The organism is Terrabacter sp. BE26 (genome assembly GCF_041941675.1).
Classification (GTDB): domain Bacteria; phylum Actinomycetota; class Actinomycetes; order Actinomycetales; family Dermatophilaceae; genus Terrabacter.
Genome location: NZ_CP090122.1, coordinates 3,587,785 through 3,605,689, shown reverse-complemented (window position 1 = coordinate 3,605,689; position 17,905 = coordinate 3,587,785). Strand labels below are relative to the sequence as shown.

At 70.6% G+C, this 17,905-nt stretch carries 12 protein-coding genes, 2 rRNA genes and 1 CRISPR repeat array; all 14 genes read right to left on the bottom strand.

The window, feature by feature from the left end:
* Positions 1 to 6: 6 nt before the first annotated feature.
* Positions 7 to 1,860, bottom strand: coding sequence for a CTP synthase (locus tag LQK93_RS16445; protein WP_374968845.1), 1,854 nt, complete (start codon positions 1,858 to 1,860; stop codon positions 7 to 9).
* Positions 1,818 to 3,029, bottom strand: coding sequence for a glycosyltransferase family 4 protein (locus tag LQK93_RS16440; RefSeq protein ID WP_374968843.1), 1,212 nt, complete (start codon positions 3,027 to 3,029; stop codon positions 1,818 to 1,820). The genes LQK93_RS16445 and LQK93_RS16440 overlap by 43 nt, the downstream gene beginning before the upstream one ends.
* Positions 3,026 to 4,738, bottom strand: coding sequence for a murein biosynthesis integral membrane protein MurJ (gene murJ / locus LQK93_RS16435; protein ID WP_374968842.1), 1,713 nt, complete (start codon positions 4,736 to 4,738; stop codon positions 3,026 to 3,028). Before murJ ends, LQK93_RS16440 begins: the two co-directional genes overlap by 4 nt.
* Positions 4,735 to 5,595, bottom strand: coding sequence for a hypothetical protein (locus tag LQK93_RS16430; protein WP_374968841.1), 861 nt, complete (start codon positions 5,593 to 5,595; stop codon positions 4,735 to 4,737). The genes murJ and LQK93_RS16430 overlap by 4 nt, the downstream gene beginning before the upstream one ends.
* Before the next feature lie 53 nt (positions 5,596 to 5,648).
* The gene (locus LQK93_RS16425; RefSeq protein WP_374968840.1) at positions 5,649 to 6,593 is read right to left on the bottom strand and encodes a copper transporter; all 945 of its coding nucleotides are present in this window, start codon (positions 6,591 to 6,593) and stop codon (positions 5,649 to 5,651) included.
* On the bottom strand, positions 6,590 to 7,771 hold the full coding sequence (gene steA, locus LQK93_RS16420; protein ID WP_374968839.1) for a putative cytokinetic ring protein SteA: 1,182 nt from the start codon (positions 7,769 to 7,771) through the stop codon (positions 6,590 to 6,592). The genes LQK93_RS16425 and steA overlap by 4 nt, the downstream gene beginning before the upstream one ends.
* Before the next feature lie 26 nt (positions 7,772 to 7,797).
* Positions 7,798 to 9,579 (bottom strand): DNA repair protein RecN, encoded by a 1,782-nt coding sequence (gene recN, locus LQK93_RS16415; protein ID WP_374968838.1) that lies wholly within the window; start codon positions 9,577 to 9,579, stop codon positions 7,798 to 7,800.
* Between the two features lie 9 nt (positions 9,580 to 9,588).
* The gene (locus LQK93_RS16410; protein WP_374968837.1) at positions 9,589 to 10,533 is read right to left on the bottom strand and encodes an NAD kinase; all 945 of its coding nucleotides are present in this window, start codon (positions 10,531 to 10,533) and stop codon (positions 9,589 to 9,591) included.
* Complete coding sequence (locus tag LQK93_RS16405; RefSeq protein ID WP_374968836.1) at positions 10,530 to 11,330, bottom strand: TlyA family RNA methyltransferase; 801 nt, start codon at positions 11,328 to 11,330, stop codon at positions 10,530 to 10,532. Before LQK93_RS16405 ends, LQK93_RS16410 begins: the two co-directional genes overlap by 4 nt.
* Positions 11,327 to 11,620, bottom strand: a complete 294-nt coding sequence (locus tag LQK93_RS16400; RefSeq protein ID WP_374968835.1) for a hypothetical protein — start codon at positions 11,618 to 11,620, stop codon at positions 11,327 to 11,329. Before LQK93_RS16400 ends, LQK93_RS16405 begins: the two co-directional genes overlap by 4 nt.
* 36 nt (positions 11,621 to 11,656) lie before the next feature.
* Complete coding sequence (locus LQK93_RS16395; protein WP_374968834.1) at positions 11,657 to 12,820, bottom strand: HAD-IIA family hydrolase; 1,164 nt, start codon at positions 12,818 to 12,820, stop codon at positions 11,657 to 11,659.
* 25 nt (positions 12,821 to 12,845) lie between these two features.
* Entirely contained in the window at positions 12,846 to 13,643 is a 798-nt protein-coding gene (locus LQK93_RS16390) for a tetratricopeptide repeat protein (protein WP_374968833.1), read from the bottom strand.
* 67 nt (positions 13,644 to 13,710) lie between these two features.
* Positions 13,711 to 14,153: direct repeats of the CRISPR family, unit length 26 nt; unit sequence GAGCGGTACCCGCCACGGTCCCCACC.
* Between the two features lie 276 nt (positions 14,154 to 14,429).
* Positions 14,430 to 14,546, bottom strand: a 5S ribosomal RNA gene (gene rrf / locus LQK93_RS16385).
* 80 nt (positions 14,547 to 14,626) lie between these two features.
* A 23S ribosomal RNA gene (locus LQK93_RS16380) occupies positions 14,627 to 17,760 on the bottom strand.
* Positions 17,761 to 17,905 lie beyond the last annotated feature (145 nt).

The following is a 17,905-nucleotide window of genomic DNA, read 5'->3' as shown; positions in this document are numbered from 1 at the left end:
GCCGGCTCAGACGTCGTCCGACGCTGACGAGGCGCCGGAGGAGCTGACGGAGGCGTATGCGCCGTGCTCGGCGGCATCGCCCACCTCACCCGCGGCCCTCCCGGCGTCACCTGCCGCGCGTCCGGCGTCGACCGCGGCCCGGTGGCGCTCCACCTCGACGAGGCGCTCGCTGCGGCGACGCTCGAGGGCGGCGCCCACGAGGCCGGCGAAGAGCGGGTGGGCGCGGTTCGGGCGGGAGAGGAACTCCGGGTGCGCCTGGGTCGAGACGTAGTACGGGTGGACCTCGCGCGGCAGCTCGACGAACTCGACGAGAGTGGCGTCCGGGGACGTACCGGAGAAGACGAGGCCCGCCTCCTCGAGGTCGGCGCGGTAGGCGTTGTTGACCTCGTAGCGGTGCCGGTGACGCTCCTTGACCTCGGCCGCACCGTAGGCCTCACGGACGACGCTGCCCTCCTTGAGGGCCGCCGGGTAGAGGCCGAGGCGCATGGTCCCGCCTAGGTCACCGGCGCCCTCGACGAAGGCCTTCTGCTCCTCCATCGTCGCGATGACGGGGTGCGCGGTCCCCGGGTCGAACTCGGTGGAGCTGGCGTCGGCGTTGCCGAGCACCGTGCGGGCGTACTCGATGACCATGCACTGCAGGCCGAGGCAGATGCCGAGGGTGGGCACCTGCTTCTCGCGGGCCCACGTCAGCGCGCCGAGCTTGCCCTCGATGCCGCGCACGCCGAAGCCGCCGGGCACGAGGACCGCGTCGACGCCGCCCAGCGCCTTCTGCGCACCGGCCGGAGTCTGGCACTCGTCGCTGGCCACCCAGCGGATCTTGACCCTGGCGTCGTGGTGGAACCCGCCGGCGCGGAGGGCCTCGGTGACGGAGAGGTAGGCGTCGGGCAGGTCGATGTACTTGCCGACGAGCGCGACCTCGATGTCGTACTCCGGGTCGTGGACCCGCTGCAACAGCTGGTCCCACTCGGTCCAGTCGACGTCGCGGAACTTCAGGCCGAGGCGGCGGATGACGTAGGCGTCGAGACCCTCGCGGTGGAGCACCTTGGGGATGTCGTAGATGCTGGGGGCGTCGACACAGGCGGCGACGGCTGCGACGTCGACGTCGCACATGAGCGAGATCTTGCGCTTGATCGGCTCGGGGATCTCGCGGTCGGCGCGCAGGACGAGCCCGTCGGGCTGGATGCCGACCTGGCGCAGGGCCGCGACCGAGTGCTGGGTCGGCTTGGTCTTCAGCTCTCCGCTGGGGGCGAGGTAGGGCACGAGCGAGACGTGCAGGAAGAAGCTGTTGTCGCGGCCGATGAGGTGGCGCACCTGGCGGGCCGCCTCGAGGAAGGGCAGCGACTCGATGTCGCCGACGGTGCCGCCGATCTCGGTGATGATCACGTCCGGCGCGTCCGGGCCTCCGGTGGCGAGCGCGCGCATCCGGGCGACGATCTCGTTGGTGATGTGCGGGATGACCTGGACCGTGTCGCCGAGGTACTCGCCGCGGCGCTCCTTGGCGATGACGTTGTTGTAGACCTGGCCGGTCGTCACGTTCGCCGCGCCGACGAGGTTGACGTCGAGGAAGCGCTCGTAGTGACCGATGTCGAGGTCGGTCTCGGCGCCGTCGTCGGTCACGAAGACCTCGCCGTGCTGGAACGGGTTCATCGTTCCCGGGTCGACGTTGATGTAGGGGTCGAGCTTCTGCATCGTGACCCGCAGGCCCCGCGATCGCAGAAGTCGTCCGAGGCTGGATGCCGTGAGGCCCTTGCCGAGAGAGGAGGCAACGCCCCCGGTCACAAAGATGTGCTTCGTCGTTTCCACCACGGGCTTCAACTCTACGTCATGTCGAGGGGGTCCGCCGCGTAGCGTTCCGCCCATCGGCGCGCCTCCTCCTCCGGCGGGGGCCACGAGGCGGCTCGCGAACGTGCCTCCGCGGCCATCCTGTGCCGGGCGGCGGGGTCGAGCAGCAGGCGGTCCACCTCGTCGGCGACGGAGACCGAGTCGCCCACCGCGACAAGCGAACCGGCGTCGCCGACGAGGCCGGGCAGGCCCCCGGTGCGGGTCGCCACGACGGGCACCCCGGCGGCCATCGCCTCCTGGACGACGAGCGCGCGGGCCTCCCACCGGCTCGTCAGCACGAAGACGTCCGCCGCGCGTAGCCACTCCGGCACGTCCGTCCGGGACCCGACGAACCGCACCCGGGCATCCCCGCCGTCCTCCTCGCGTATGCCGTCCGCCTCCAGCTCGAGGTCGGCGCGCAGCCGCTCGTCGCCGCTGCCGACGACGACCCACGTCGCCGGCACCTGGGACCGGCGTGCGGCCGCGAGGAGGGTCGGCAGGTCCTTCTGGGGAGCGATCCGCGAGACGGTGAGCACCAGGGGCCGCTCGGCCGGGAGACCGGCGTCGGTCAGCAGACGCCTGCGCTCCCCCGGTTCCAGCGGCCCGGCCCGCAGCAGGCCGGCGACGGCTTGGGACGGCGCGAGCGCGAGCTCGACCCGGCGGGCCCCGAGCGCGCGGGCGTGCTCGACGAGGTCCGGGCTCGCCCCGGTCACGAGCTGCGCCTGCCGCAGGGACCAGCCGAGCAGGCGCTTCGCCGCGCTGGAGCCCACCCGGGACCACCAGGCGGCGTTGTGGGGCGCAGCCGCCGGTGGTGATGCCGCGCCCGTGAACGGCGCCCTGAACGGTGCAGAGGCGGGTGCGACCGACGGCAGGTCGTTGTGCAGGGACACGAACAGGCGCGGGCGTGGCCGCGCGCGGGCCACGGCGACGGCCGCGACCACCGCCGCCTGGTGCCCGTGCGCGTGGACGACGTCGACGGTGCCGGCGAGCTGCATGATCCGGTGCCACTCCAGCAGGCCGAGCGGCGCCCGGACCCCGGCGTGGACGGGCCACAGTGGGCGGGCGTCGACCCAGCCGAAGGCCTCGGCGGTCGACGCGGCCGTCACGACGTCGACGTGGTGACCCAGCTCTCGGAGGTCTGCGACGAGGCCGTCGACATGCGCGCCGATGCCGCCGCTCGCCCGGCCGAGGAGCGTGAGCACTCTCATGGGCGGACCTCGGCGGTCGCCTCGGAGCGCCGTGGGCGTCGCGCCACCCGGCTCAGCACCGACGGGTCGACGGCGAGGGCGAGGGCGACCATGACCAAGAGCGCGAGGAGCCCGACGCCGAGGCCGACGACCACGCTGGACGCGAGCGAGTGCCCGATGCCGTTGATCGAGAGCCACGAGGCGACGGCCCGCCCTGCCAGCGCAGCTGCCGCCGAGCCCACGAGGGCGCCCAGCAGGGGGCGCAGGGGCAGCGACAGGGCGTGCCTGCCCCACGCGCGCCCGACGAGCAGGCTCAGCAGCACCGCCGCCAGCACGAGCCCGAGCGACGACCCGGCGGCAAGGGCGCGCACCGTGTCGGGGCCTCCTGCGCCTTCCGGGTCGAGCACGAGCAGCGGGAACACGAGGGTGGCCAACCAGCCGGTGGCGGCGAGAGCGCCGGCCGCGAGCGGCGAGCCGTGGACGTAGGAGGCCCTCGTCAGCAGGCCCACGACCCCCAGTGCGGCGACCGAGGGCGCGAAGAGGGTCACGGCGTCTCCCATGGCCGCCAGCGTCTCCGCCGAGGCGTCCCCCTGCGAGCCGGCGTCGAGGGCCGAGAAGAAGGCCCCCACGGGGACCGCCACCGCCACGAGGAGGGCCGCCCCGAACAGGCCCACGACCAGCGTGGCGAGCCAGGCCCGCCGCAGCGTGCCCCCTGCGGTGCCGGGTGCGGCAGGCGACCCGGCCCCGCTCGCCTCTCCGGGCCCGTCGGCGACCGCGTGCTCACGGGCCAGCGAGGGGAAGGCAGCCGTCGCGAGCGGCACGGCCAGGACGGCATACGGCAGCAGGGTGACCGCCTGGGCGTACGTGTAGACGTTGAGCGTGCCTGCGCCGCCGCGGTCGTTGGCGAGGCGGATGACGACGAGGGTCGCGAGCTGCTGGCCGGCGACGGCGAGCAGCCCGGACAGGGCCAGCACCCGGACGCGGCGCGCCACGCCGTCGGGGAACCGCAGGGCCGGCCGCAGCCGCACGCGGGCGCGGCGCACCGGCACCAGCAGCGGGAGGGCCAGGGCGACGACGCCGAGGGTCGTGCCGATGCCCAGCACGAGCAGCGCATCGTGCGGCACGGCGCCGATCTCGGCCGCCGGGTCGGGAGCCAGGCCCCGGTAGACGAGATAGGTGGCGATGACGACCAGGCTCGAGAGCAGGGGCGCCAAGGCCGGGCCGGCGAAGCGGTGGTGCGCCTGCAGCACACCGGCCAGCACGATCGCCACGCCGTAGAGCGGGATCTGGAGCGCGAACACCCGCAGCAGCTCGGAGCCCAGCTCCACCTCGTCGCTGCAGCCGGTGCCCAGCAGGGTCGCCGCGATCGGTCTGGCCGCCGCGGCGACGACCGCTCCGAGCGGGACGAGGACGAGGACGGCCCAGGTGAGCAGGGCTGATGCCGTGGCGTCCGCGTGGCGCCGGTCGCCGCGTCCCAGCGCACCGGCCACGAGCGGCACGGCCACCGCCGCCAGGACCCCGCCGGCGGCGATCTCGAAGAGCACGTTCGGCACGGCGTTGACCGACTGGTAGACGCTGCCGACGCACGTGGCCCCCACCGAGTGCGAGAAGGCGAACCACCGGCCGAAGCCGACGATGCGGGCCACGAGGGTGATCGCGGCGATGCCACCGGCGGCAGCGAACAGCCGTCGGTGCGACGGGTCGGGGCGAGCCGGAACCGGTGCGCTCATCGCGCCTCCCGGCCCCATTCGTCCAGGCGGCGCAGTACCCGATTGCCCTCGATGACCCGGGTGAAGCTGACCCGCTCGGAGGCGAGGGTGAGCGCGGCCAGGCCGATGAGCGCCGCGGCCCGCCCGGGCAGGCCGGTCCGTTCGACGAGCGCGAGGCCGAGCAGCGCCCCAGCGGCGTTGGCGCCGGTGTCACCGAGCATCGAGGTCGCCCGCAGGTCGTCGCGCAGGACGCCGAGCGACGCGCCCGCCGCAACCGCGCCGGCAGGGGTTCCGACCAGGGGCAGGGCCGCCGCGAGCGTCACCTTGAGGGCGCGGCCGGGACGCAGGTCGAAGAGGTTGACGGCGTTCGCGGCACCCGCGACGACAGCACCCCCGACGAGGGTTGCCAGCACACCCGCGGGCGCAGTCCGGGGGGAGCGCGAGCGGTCCGTGCGGTCTCGCGCGGCGTCGGACAGGGCGGCGCCGAGGAGGCCGCAGACCGCCAGCCCCACCACCTTGACGGCACCGGTGGTGACCTGTCCGCGCGCGAGGGCGCCGAGGTGGCCCTTGAGCCCCTTGTCGGCTGCGCCGCCCGCCAGGTCGTCGAGGGCGCCGAGAGCGCCTGCTGCCAGCGCCACCAACGCCGGGGCGGCACCGGATCCCTGAGGTCGGCTGGTGGAGAGGGTGGTGCCGGTGCGCCGGCGGCCTGCCACCCGGGCGGTCACCACTCCCCCCAGCGCTCCACCGACCCAGGCCGGCCCCTCGAGCAGGGTGACGGTTCGGCCCGCGTGGTTGGTGCGAGCCCAGGGCTCTCGGGCCACCAGCGGCATACGGCGTCCGAGGCGCAGCAGCGCCCACGAGGCGACTGCGGACGACACGGCGACAGGGACGGCCGTCGGCGCGGAGGATCCCGCCCGACGGTGCAGGGACGTCACGGGAGGACCCGCGGCAGCCTGGCGGTCGCGCCGGCGCTGATCCCGTAGTGCCCGATGCGCTCGTCGAGGGCGCCTTCGAGCGCGAGGACCGCCAGGGCCGGCCCGTTGCCCGCGCGCACGTGGTCGACGGTGGAGATCACGGAGGCGGTCTCCGACTTCTCGCGGACCGCCTGGACGGCGTTGGAGGTGGCGGGCTGGCCCGCGGCAGCGACCGTCTCGCCTCCTGCGACGACCGTGGCCCGGGAGGATCCCGCGAGGGCCGTCAGCAGCGCTCGGACCGCGTCGGAACGCTGGCTCACCACCGACTCCGTGCCCGCGTAGTCACCCGACACGACGAGCACGACGTCGGCCGGCGGCAGGTCGGCGACGGAGCTGTCGACCAGGTTGGCGTCGAGGAGCACCTTGAGCGCCGCGCTGCGCTTCGGCGACGTGGTGCTGGCGGTGGTGGAGACGGCCAGGTCGGTGAGGACCTCGACGAGGAGTGCATCGCCGGTGGCGCTGGAGGTGAGTCCCAAGGCGGCCGCCGCGTCGCGGGCAGCGGTGGCCCGGTCGTCGGCGCGGGTGGGGTCGAACCAGTCTGCGCTGAGCGCGACCGTCCCTGTGAGCGCGGCCCCGCTCTGGCCGACCACGGACTCGAGGCTGCCCACCATGGTGCTGTCCACCGAGGGCATGGCCAGCACGAGGGCCCGGTGGCCGGTGAGTCGTCCGCGGACGACCCGTTCCTGCACGGCGGTCTCGTACTCGTCCGAGGCGTCGATGAGCTTCTGGCTCGTGGTCAGCTTGTCGTTGAGGGCCTGTTTCTCGGTGCGCAGTGCCGCGACCTGCTCGCCGAGCTGGTCGCCGAGGTTGGCCTGCAGCGGACCGGCGCCGAGCACGATGCCGACGGCCAGCGCGAGGAAGACGGAGATGATCGAGACGAGGTGGTAGCGGAAGTCGATCATGTGACGATCCCGGTGATGGCGGTCCAGACGTCGTCCCAGCGAGCGGCGAGGACCTGCAGCCAGGCCTGCCCCGCGGGGGTCGACGCGAGCGCGACGAAGAGGGCCAGCATGCCCACGAGCAGCATCGTGACGAGGAGCCGGCCCGGGATGCGTGCCCGGTAGAGCTGGCTGACTCCCTTGGCGTCGACGAGCTTCCCGCCCACCCGCAGCCGCGTGAGGAAGGTCGAGGCCTGCCCGTCGCGGCCCTTGTCGAGGAACTCCACGAGCGTCACGTGCGTGCCGACGGCGACGATCAGCTCGGCCCCCGAGTCGTCTGCGAGCAGCATCGCGACATCCTCGCTCGTGCCGGCCGCGGGGAAGACGACGGGCGTGATGCCGAGCGCCTCGACGCGCGCAAGCCCGGGCGCCCGGCCGTCACGGTAGGCGTGCACGACGATCTCCGCCCCGCACCGCAGCGCCCGGTCTGACACCGAGTCCATGTCGCCGACGACGAGGTCGGGCCGGTGCCCGGCCTCCAGGATGGCGTCGGCGCCCCCGTCGACGCCGACGAGGACCGGGCGGTACTCGCGGATGTAGGGGCGCAGCGCCTCGAGGTCCTCGCGGTAGTGGTAGCCGCGCACGACGATGAGGCAGTGGCGCCCGTCGAGGTCCGTCGTGATGGGCGGCACGCCGACCCCGTCGAGCAGCAGGTCGCGCTCCTTGCGGATGAACTCCATCGTGTTGGTCGCGAAGGCCTCGATCTGCACCGCGAGACCCGCCCGCGCGTCGTGCATCTGGGCTCGGACCGTCTCGGCGTCGAGCAGGGTGCCGGTGGCGACGTGGCGCTCCCCCGACCACAGCTCGGGACCGTCGAGCCGCAGCGGGTCACCGTCGGCCAGGGTCATGACCTCGGGGCCCGCGTCGTCCAGGACGGGTATGCCGGCGTCGACGAGGATCTGCGGGCCGAGGTTGGGGTAGCGCCCGCTGATGGAGGCGCTGGCGTTGACGACGGCTGCGGGGCGCACCGTGACGAGGGCGTCGGCGCTGACCTTGTCGAGGTCGGCATGGTCGATGACGGCGACGTCCCCCGGCTGCAGGCGCTTCGTCAGGGTCTTGGTGCGCCGGTCCACCCTGGCGGGTCCGACGACACCTGGACCGGTGCCGGGAGCACGTGGGCGACGGCGGATGGGAAGGGCCATGATGCCCCCAATCGTGCCACGTCCGTTCAGTGCCGGATCCCGCCGCTCGCGGCGCGGCTGCGCGCGGTGGAGGTCTGCTCGAGCAGGTCACCGGCGTGGGCCAGACCGGCCTCGGAGTCCGGGTCGCCGCCCATCATCCGGGAGAGCTCGCGCAGCCGGGCATCGCCCTCCACGGCCGAGACGCTGCTGGAAGTGATGCGCCCGTCGTCGGCCTTGTGCACGACGAGGTGCCGGTCGGCGAAGGCGGCGACCTGTGCGAGGTGCGTCACGACGATGACCTGCGCGTGCTCGGCGAGGGCTGCCAGGCGGGCGCCGACGTCGAGCGCTGCCCGTCCACCGACACCGGCGTCCACCTCGTCGAAGACGAACGTCGGCGGCCCGGCCGTCTCGCCGGAGGAGCTGCGCGAACCGACGACCTCCAGGGCGAGCATGACGCGGGAGAGCTCACCGCCGGAGGCGGCGCGCGCCACGCTGCGCGGGGTCGCCCCCGGGTTGGCTGCCAGGAGGATCTCGACCTCGTCGATGCCGTGCCGGGCCAGGCGCACGCGCTCGCCGTCGGGCAGGGCGACGCCGTCCGGGTCGAGCCGCCGGCGCACGTCCACGTGCACGACGGCCTTGCCCATCGCCAGGTGCGACAGCTCGTCGGACACGCGGGTGCCGAACTCCGTCCCCGCAGCGCGTCGGGCGGCGGAGAGGGCGAGCGAGGCCGCGACGACGGCGGACTCGAGCTCGGCCACGTCCGCGCCCAGGCGCTCGACGCGGTCGTCCGCCGTGACGAGCTCGTCGAGCCGGGCGGCAGCGCGCCCCGACCACTCGAGCACCTCGTCGACGGTCTCGCCGTACTTGCGCGTCAGGACACCGAGGGCCGCACGACGCTCCTGGACCCATCCGAGCCGCTCCGGGTCGAGGTCGACGTCCTGGAGGTATGCCGTCAGCTCGCCAGCGAGGTCGGTGACCAGGGTGCCCAGCTCGTGGAGTCGCTCGTCGAGGCCCGCGAGGGCCGGGTCGTGGGCCGTGGCAGGACTCAGCGCGGCGCGCGCGGACCCGACGAGGTCACGCACGTTGGGCGCCGGATCCGGGGCGTAGTCGTCGCCGCTGAGGTCGGCCAGCGCGGAGGCTGCAGCCAGCCGGAGCGTGTCGGCGTGGGCGAGGCGCTCGTCCTCGACACGCAGGGACAGGTCCTCGCCGGGCTGGGGGTCGACCGCCTCGATCTCCTCGAGGGAGGCGGTGAGCGAGTCGATCTCGCGGGCGCGCTCCCGGGCCTCGGACACGAGCCGCTCGTGCTCGCGGGCACACTCGCGCCACTCGTCGTGCAGCGCGGCGACTCGGTCCCGGTGTGTCGTGACCTCCGGGCCGCCGAAGTCGTCGAGCACGGCCCGGTGGGCGTCGCCCTGCTTGAGTCGCCACTGGTCGGACTGGCCGTGGACGGCCACGAGCATCTGCCCGAGGTCGGACAGCACGGAGACGGGGGCGGTGCGTCCACCGACGTGGGCCCGTGACCGCCCGGCGGCGGCGATGGTCCGCGCCAGGACGAGCTCGCCGGCGTCGTGCTCACCGCCGGCCTCGGCTGCTCGCGCGAGGGCCGGGTGGTCGAGCGGGAGCTGCACGACGCCCTCGACGAACGCGGAGTCCGCGCCGGTGCGCACGAGGCTGGAGTCGGCTCGCTCGCCGAGCAGCAGCCCGACACCGGAGACGACCATGGTCTTGCCCGCGCCCGTCTCACCGGTCAGGACGTTGAGCCCGGGGCTGAGGTCGAGGACGGCCTCGTCGATGACGCCGACGCCGCGGATCCTCATCTGGCTGAACACGCGACCACCCTAGGGCCGGGCACCGTCATCACGTGCACTGCCGGGAACGGCGGTCCTCTCGCCGTTGCCGCGCCAGCCGGCGACCGAGAGGTTGAACTTGGCGACGAGGCGGTCGGTGAAGGGGGCGCTCGTCAGCCGTGCGAGGCGTACGGGACGCAGCCCACGGCGTACCTCGATGCGGGCGCCCGGTGGCAGGTCGACGTGGCGGCGCCCGTCGCACCACATCACCCCGACGCCCTCGGTGGCCGCCTGGATCTCCACCGCCACGTGGGTGTCGGGGCCGAGCACCAGCGGCCGCGCGAAGAGCGCGTGCGCAGCGCTCGGGACGAGCAGCATCGCCTCGACCTGCGGCCAGACGACCGGTCCGCCCGCGGAGAACGCGTAGGCCGTGGAGCCGGTCGGGGTGGACACGATGACGCCGTCGCAGCCCATGCTCGTGAGCGGGCGCCCGTCGACCTCGACGGTGACCTCGAGCATCCGCTCGCGGGCTGCCTTCTCGACGCTCACCTCGTTGAGGGCCCAGCTGCTCGCGACGAGGTCGCCGTGCAGCTTGACGTCCACGTGGAGCGTCATGCGCTCCTCGACGGCGTAGTTGCTCCGGGCGATGTGCTCGACGGTCGCGTCGAGGTCGTCGCGCTCCGCCTCGGCCAGGAAGCCGACGTGGCCCAGGTTGACGCCCAGGAGGGGGATGTCGACGCTCCGCGCGAACTCGGCGCCGCGCAGGATGGTGCCGTCGCCACCCAGCACGACGACGAGGTCGCAGCCCTCGGCGACCTGTTCCTCAGTGGAGGAGATGTGGACCCGGGAGCTGTCCTTGAGGTCCAGGGCCTGGGCCTCGTCGGCCTGCAGCGACACGTCGATCCCGAGGGCGGTCAGTCGCTGGACGACTCCCTTGGCGACGGTCAGGGCCTCGGGGCGCCGCGGGTGGGCCACGAGCAGGATGCGGCGCGTCACAGGTCTCCCTCCAGGTCGATGGCCCCCAGCATGTCATCCAGGGCGGCCGGGGAGGCGCCGAGGACCCGCCGAGGGGCGAGCCAGAAGAGGAACTCGCGGTTGCCGTCGGTCCCGGTGATGGGGCTGGCCGTCGCGCCGTGCAGGTGCAGGCCCTGTTCGGAGGCGGTGGCCGCGACGTCGCGGAGCACTCGCCGGTGCTCGTGCGGGGAGGTGACGACGCCGGTACGGCTGAGCCGCTCACGGCCGACCTCGAACTGTGGCTTGACGAGGACGACGAGGTCGCCGTCGCCGGTGACGAGTGGACGCATGGCCGGAAGGGCGATCCGCAGGGAGATGAAGCTGAGGTCGGAGACGACGAGGTCGAACGGACCGCGGAGGGCGGCGGCGTCGACATCACGGATGTTGGTGCCCGGCAGGTCGGTCACCCGCGGGTCCGAGGAGATGGTCGAGGCCAGCTGTCCGTGGCCGACGTCGAGGGCGGTGACGTGGGCGGCCCCGCGCTCGAGGAGCACCTGGGTGAAGCCACCGGTGCTCGCTCCCACGTCCAGGCACCGTCGGCCCTCCACCGGGACGGGCCAGGTGTCCAGGGCGCGCAGCAGCTTCAGCGCGGCCCGCCCCACCCACCGGTCCGGCTCGCGCGTCAGCTCCAGGATGGTGGAGTCGTGGACCGGGAGCGCCGGCTTGGTGGCCGCGGCGCCGTCGACGAGGACGACACCGGCCGTCACGAGCTCGCGGGCCTGGGCACGGGACCGGGCGAGGCCGCGGACGACGAGCTCGACGTCGAGACGACGCGTCACGCGCCACCCAGGGCGCCGAGGCGGCTCTGCAGGCTGCGGTGGGCGTGCTCGCCCGACTCGATGCGCTCGGCGAAGGATCCCGCCTGCGCCGCGGCCAGGCGCGTCATGGCCTCGTCGACGGCCTCGTCGCCGGTCACCGGCGGCGTCGGGACGAGGGCGACGGCGTCCGCCTCGGGTGGTGCGGCCTCGACCTGGGCGTCATCGAGGGCGTCATCGAGGGCGTCCGTGGCGAGGTCGGTGGGGTCATCGGACCCGGAGTCGTGGCTCCGGGCGTGGCTGTCGCCGAACATGTGCATGCCTCCCTGCAAGGTGGGTGGGTCCTGCGGTCACGCTACCGGTTTGGACGCCGGCTCCTCGTCAGGGACGTCCGCCGCTGAGTGGTCCCCCGACTCGCCGCAGGAGTCGTCGCGGGTGTCCTCGACGATCCGGTCGAGCACCCGGGCGGCGTGCCGCAGCCGGTCGGGGACAGCCCCGGACTCACGCGCCTCGACCAGGGCGGCGAGGCCGGCTCGCACCACCTCCATGGGTGCGCCGCCCTCGTGGCCGATCACCAGCTGCTCGTCCGAGTAGGTGACCGACGCGCCCCCGCAGCGCCAGCCGAGCGCCTCGCGCCGCGGCACGGCATACGGCTGCTGGAGCTCGGACAGGGAGGCGACGACGAAGGTGGGGGTCGCGTCGGTGTCCATGAGGTCGGACGGGCCGTCGACGCCGGTCAGCACCCACGCCGAGTCCAGACCTGCGGCGCGCGCCCCGGCGATGTCGGTGGCCAGCCGGTCCCCGACGGCGAGGGTGCGCGTCGCAGGGGTTCCGAGGCGGTCGAGGGCCAACCGGTAGAGCGGCGGGTACGGCTTCCCCACGACATCCGGTCGGCGACCCGTGGCAGCCGCCAGCAGGTCGACGTACGCGCCGTTGCCGGGCGACTGACCCCACGGCAGGGGCAGGGTGGCGTCGTCGTTGGTGGCCACCCACTGGACGCCCTGGGTCAGCAGGCGGGCCGCCGTCTCGAAGTCCGCCACCGTCAGGTCCGGGCCGAAGCCCTGGAGCACCGCGGAGACGTCACTGGCGACGAGGCCCTCCCGCGGGGAGGCGCCTCCAACCGGCCGATCTCCTGAAGCCACGGTGGCGGGCTTGACGGGCACCAGACCCACCCGGCTCAACGCCTCCGCGACCCCCGGGCCCCCTAGCGCGAGGACCCGCGTGCCGGCGGGCAGGTCGGCTGCGAGCCGGGCCGCGCCGGCCTGCGCGCTCGAGACGACGTCGGACTCGGTCGCCGGAGCCCCGAGCGCAGCGAGCTGCCGGGCGACCTCCGCCGGCACCCGTGACGCGTTGTTGGTGGCGTAGACCAGGCGCACCCCACCGTGCACCAGCTCCTGCAGGGAGCGCGGCGCCCCGGGCACCGCCTCGGCGCCGCGGTAGACGACCCCGTCGAGGTCGCAGATGATGCCGTCGTAGCCGGCGCTGAGCGGCTGGGGCGGGGTTCCGGGTGTCATGTGCACGGTCTCTCGGGTACCTCGATCAGTGCTCCGGCGCAGCCTCGAGCCCGTGGTCCTCGTCGTCCTCGTCCCCGAGCAGGTCGGTGACGTCGACGCCATCGAGCTCCTCGAGGCGCTCAGCGGCGTCGGTCGTCAGCTCGTGGTCCGCGTCGGCCGCGCGGGCGAACCAGTCGCGGGCGGCGTCCGGGTCGCCGGCTGCCAGCTTGGCGTCGGCGTAGGCGTAGAACAGCCGGGCCGCCGAGGGGCGGTTGGGGTTGATGCGCCGGACCAGGTCGCTCAGGCCGGCCGCCGCCGCGTCGAGCTGACCCAGGTCACGGCGGATGCCCGACACGACGATGGCCAGCTCGACCCGGTCGTCGATCGCGAGGTTGTTGGCCTCCTCGCTCTGCGCGAGCTCGAGCGCCTTGTCGTGACGCCCGAGGGCCCGCTCGCAGTCGACCATGAGGGGCAGCAGGTGGCTGGAGCCCGAGAGCCGGCGAACCGTGCGGAACTCCCCAAGCGCTCTTGCCCAGTCACCGAGGCGGTAGGCGACGAGCCCGAGCGCCTCACGGGCGGCAGGGACACGTCCCGCACGACGGACCGCGGTCTCCGCATGCGCGAGGGCGGCCTCGGGCTCGACATCGAGCAGCTCGGCCACCATGACGAGGTGCTGCGCCACGCCCTCGGCGTTCTCCTTGGAGAGTGTGCGCAGCTGGTTCTTCACCGCTCGGTCGACCTCGTGACCGGTCACGCCCTCCCGGATGGCCGGCTCCGGCTTGCGGGGCGACTTGGGCGTCAGGCGCGCGCCGCCACGACGCTCCTCGTCCTGGCCACGACCCACCCCTCCGCGCGGTCGGTCGTCGAAGCGGCGGGGTCCGCGGTCACCACCCGAAGAACGGCGGTCATCAGAGCGGTACCCGCCACGGTCCCCACCAGAGGAACGGCGGTCATCAGAGCGGTACCCGCCACGGTCCCCACCAGAGGAACGGCGGTCATCAGAGCGGTACCCGCCACGGTCCCCGCCGGAGGATCGGCGGTCATCGGAGCGATACCCGCCACGGTCCCCACCGCGGTCCCCACCTGAGGATCGGCCGTCAGCGGAGCGGTACCCGCCACGGTCCCCACCGCGGTCCCCACCAGAGGAACGGCGGTCATCAGAGCGGTACCCGCCACGGTCCCCACCCGAGGATCGGCGGTCATCAGAGCGGTACCCGCCACGGTCCCCACCCGAGGATCGGCGGTCCCCACCAGAGGATCGGCGGTCATCAGAGCGGTACCCGCCACGGTCCCCACCGCGGTCCTCACCAGAGGATCGGCGGTCATCGGAGCGGTACCCGCCACGGTCCCCACCGCGGTCCCCACCAGAGGATCGGCGGTCATCAGAGCGGTACCCACCGGATCTGGGCGCCCCGGAACCACCCCTGGGCTCATCCCGTCGCCCGGGCCGGCGCTGTCCGCCGGTGTCCTCGCGTCGGTCGCGCCGCTGCTCGTTGCCGTCCTGCTCGCTCATGTTCAGCATCCTTCCGCGCCGACCGCGGTCGGCGCCACATCTCATTCCGTGCGCAAAAAAGAAAGAGCGCCCCAGTCGGACCAATGAAGTTCCGTCTGGGGCGCTCTGACAAAGTATGTCCGGCTGCGTCCTACTCTCCCACACCGTCACCAGTGCAGTACCATCGGCGCTGAAGGGCTTAGCTTCCGGGTTCGGAATGGAGCCGGGCGTTTCCCCTTCGCTATGACAGCCGAAACTCTATGGAGATATCAAAATCGTGGGCACAGGTCCCGTTTGTATCTCGGGAACCGCACAGTGGACGCGTAGCATCTTTGTAAGTCAAGTTATCGGCTTATTAGTACCGGTCAGCTCCACACATTGCTGTGCTTCCACATCCGGCCTATCAACCCAGTCGTCTAGCTGGGAGCCTCTCGCCCTCGCGGGCCTGGAAACCTCATCTTGAAACGTGCTTCCCGCTTAGATGCTTTCAGCGGTTATCACTTCCGAACGTAGCTAATCAGCGGTGCCCTTGGCAGGACAACTGACACACCAGAGGTTCGTCCATCCCGGTCCTCTCGTACTAGGGACAGCCTTTCTCAAGTTTCCTACGCGCACAGCGGATAGGGACCGAACTGTCTCACGACGTTCTAAACCCAGCTCGCGTACCGCTTTAATGGGCGAACAGCCCAACCCTTGGGACCTACTCCAGCCCCAGGATGCGACGAGCCGACATCGAGGTGCCAAACCATGCCGTCGATATGGACTCTTGGGCAAGATCAGCCTGTTATCCCCGGGGTACCTTTTATCCGTTGAGCGACGGCGCTTCCACAAGCCACCGCCGGATCACTAGTCCCGACTTTCGTCCCTGCTCGACATGCCTGTCTCACAGTCAAGCTCCCTTGTGCACTTACACTCGAAACCTGATTACCAACCAGGCTGAGGGAACCTTTGGGCGCCTCCGTTACCTTTTAGGAGGCAACCGCCCCAGTTAAACTACCCACCAGGCACTGTCCCTGATCCGGATCACGGACCGAGGTTAGATATCCAGAACGACCAGAGTGGTATTTCAACGTTGACTCCACCATCACTGACGTGACGGCTTCACAGTCTCCCACCTATCCTACACAAGCCGTACCGAACACCAATACCAAGCTGTAGTAAAGGTCCCGGGGTCTTTCCGTCCTGCTGCGCGTAACGAGCATCTTTACTCGTAGTGCAATTTCGCCGAGTTCGTGGTTGAGACAGTGGAGAAGTCGTTACGCCATTCGTGCAGGTCGGAACTTACCCGACAAGGAATTTCGCTACCTTAGGATGGTTATAGTTACCACCGCCGTTTACTGGCGCTTAAGTTCTCAGCTTCGCACTTGCGTGCTAACCGGTCCCCTTAACGTTCCAGCACCGGGCAGGCGTCAGTCCGTATACATCGTCTTGCGACTTGGCACGGACCTGTGTTTTTAGTAAACAGTCGCTTCTCCCTGGTCTCTGCGGCCGATCACGCTCACCCAGCAAGTGGGGTCACGATCAGGGCCCCCCTTCTCCCGAAGTTACGGGGGTATTTTGCCGAATTCCTTAACCACGATTCACTCGATCGCCTTGGTATTCTCTACCTAACCACCTGAGTCGGTTTGGGGTACGGGCGGCTCGAACCTCGCTAGAAGTTTTTCTCGGCAGCATAGGATCACCCTCTTCCCGCATTCGCGGTCACTATCAGGTCTCAGGCTTTCATGCGGTCCGGATTTGCCTGGACCGCGCCCTACACCCTTGGACGTGGACAACCATCGCCACGCGGAGGCTACCTTCCTGCGTCACTCCATCGCTTGACTACTACCTGATCGGGCCGTGCGCTCCACCACCCGATAGACCCCGAAGGGTCTGGTGGGCGGCTTCAGGCACTTAGCATCACAAGGTTCATCAGGGGCGGTTCTTCGCCGGTTCCGGAATATCAACCGGATGTCCATCGACTACGCCTGTCGGCCTCGCCTTAGGTCCCGACTTACCCAGGGCAGATTAACTTGACCCTGGAACCCTTGGTTATTCGGCGGACGGGTTTCTCGCCCGTCATTCGCTACTCATGCCTGCATTCTCACTCGTGTAGCCTCCACGGCTGGATCACTCCGCCGCTTCCCTGGCAACACGACGCTCCCCTACCCATCAACACGTCTGGACACCGAACCCGCAGGTGTCGGTGCCGAACAAAATGTCAATGCCACAGCTTCGGTGGTGTGCTTGAGCCCCGCTACATTGTCGGCGCGGAATCACTTGACCAGTGAGCTATTACGCACTCTTTAAAGGGTGGCTGCTTCTAAGCCAACCTCCTGGTTGTCACAGCAACTCCACATCCTTTCCCACTTAGCACACGCTTAGGGACCTTAGCTGGTGATCTGGGCTGTTTCCCTCTCGACTACGGAGCTTATCCCCCGCAGTCTCACTGCCACGCTCTCACTTACCGGCATTCGGAGTTTGGCTAACGTCAGTAACCTGGTGAGGCCCATCAGCTATCCAGTAGCTCTACCTCCGGCAAGAAACACGTGACGCTGCACCTAAATGCATTTCGGGGAGAACCAGCTATCACGGAGTTTGATTGGCCTTTCACCCCTACCCACAGCTCATCCCCTCAGTTTTCAACCTAAGTGGGTTCGGTCCTCCACGCAGTCTTACCTGCGCTTCAACCTGGCCATGGGTAGATCACTCCGCTTCGGGTCTAGACCCAGCGACTCAATCGCCCTGTTCGGACTCGCTTTCGCTACGGCTTCCCCACACGGGTTAACCTCGCCACTGAGCACTAACTCGCAGGCTCATTCTTCAAAAGGCACGCTGTCACCCCACACGCCCAACGGCGGGAGGCTCCAACGGATTGTAGGCACACGGTTTCAGGATCTATTTCACTCCCCTCCCGGGGTACTTTTCACCTTTCCCTCACGGTACTTGTCCGCTATCGGTCACCAGGGAATATTTAGGCTTAGCAGGTGGTCCTGCCAGATTCACACGGGATTTCTCGGGCCCCGTGCTACTTGGGAAACACCACCGGGAGTCCACACCATTTCGTCTACGGGGGTCGCACCCTCTATGCCGAGCCATTCAATGCTCTTCGACTATGACGCAGATTTCTCACTCCCTGCCGGCCTGTCAGAGCCAGCTGGCGGGTCCCACGACCCCGAACGTGCAACGCCTGACAGCTATCACACACGCCCGGTTTAGCCTCATCCGCTTTCGCTCGCCACTACTCACGGAATCACATGTTGTTTTCTCTTCCTGTGGGTACTGAGATGTTTCACTTCCCCACGTTCCCTCCACGCACCCTATATATTCAGGTGCGGGTGACTGGACTTGCCTCCAGCCGGGTTTCCCCATTCGGAAATCCTCGGATCACAGTCTGGTTATCGACTACCCGAGGCTTATCGCAGATTCCTACGTCCTTCTTCGGTTCCTGGTGCCAAGGCATCCACCGTGTGCCCTTAAAAACTTGACACTACAAAGATGCTCGCGTCCACTGTGAAGTTCTCAACATACAACCGGCACCCCACACCCAACCCAGCAACCGCCAGATCTTCGGTGGGGCCCACGACCAGAAGAAACCCGGCCACACCAACCACCAGAGCGCGTTCCCGCACCCT

Bases quoted from the DNA above. Each gene is read 5' to 3' on its own strand.
- murJ (WP_374968842.1), bottom strand. From the start codon at position 4,738: ATGAGCGCACCGGTTCCGGCTCGCCCCGACCCGTCGCACCGACGGCTG.
- LQK93_RS16445 (WP_374968845.1), bottom strand. From the start codon at position 1,860: ATGGGCGGAACGCTACGCGGCGGACCCCCTCGACATGACGTAGAGTTG.
- LQK93_RS16395 (WP_374968834.1), bottom strand. From the start codon at position 12,820: ATGACACCCGGAACCCCGCCCCAGCCGCTCAGCGCCGGCTACGACGGC.
- LQK93_RS16440 (WP_374968843.1), bottom strand. From the start codon at position 3,029: ATGAGAGTGCTCACGCTCCTCGGCCGGGCGAGCGGCGGCATCGGCGCG.
- steA (WP_374968839.1), bottom strand. From the start codon at position 7,771: ATGGCCCTTCCCATCCGCCGTCGCCCACGTGCTCCCGGCACCGGTCCA.
- LQK93_RS16400 (WP_374968835.1), bottom strand. From the start codon at position 11,620: ATGTTCGGCGACAGCCACGCCCGGAGCCACGACTCCGGGTCCGATGAC.
- LQK93_RS16425 (WP_374968840.1), bottom strand. From the start codon at position 6,593: ATGATCGACTTCCGCTACCACCTCGTCTCGATCATCTCCGTCTTCCTC.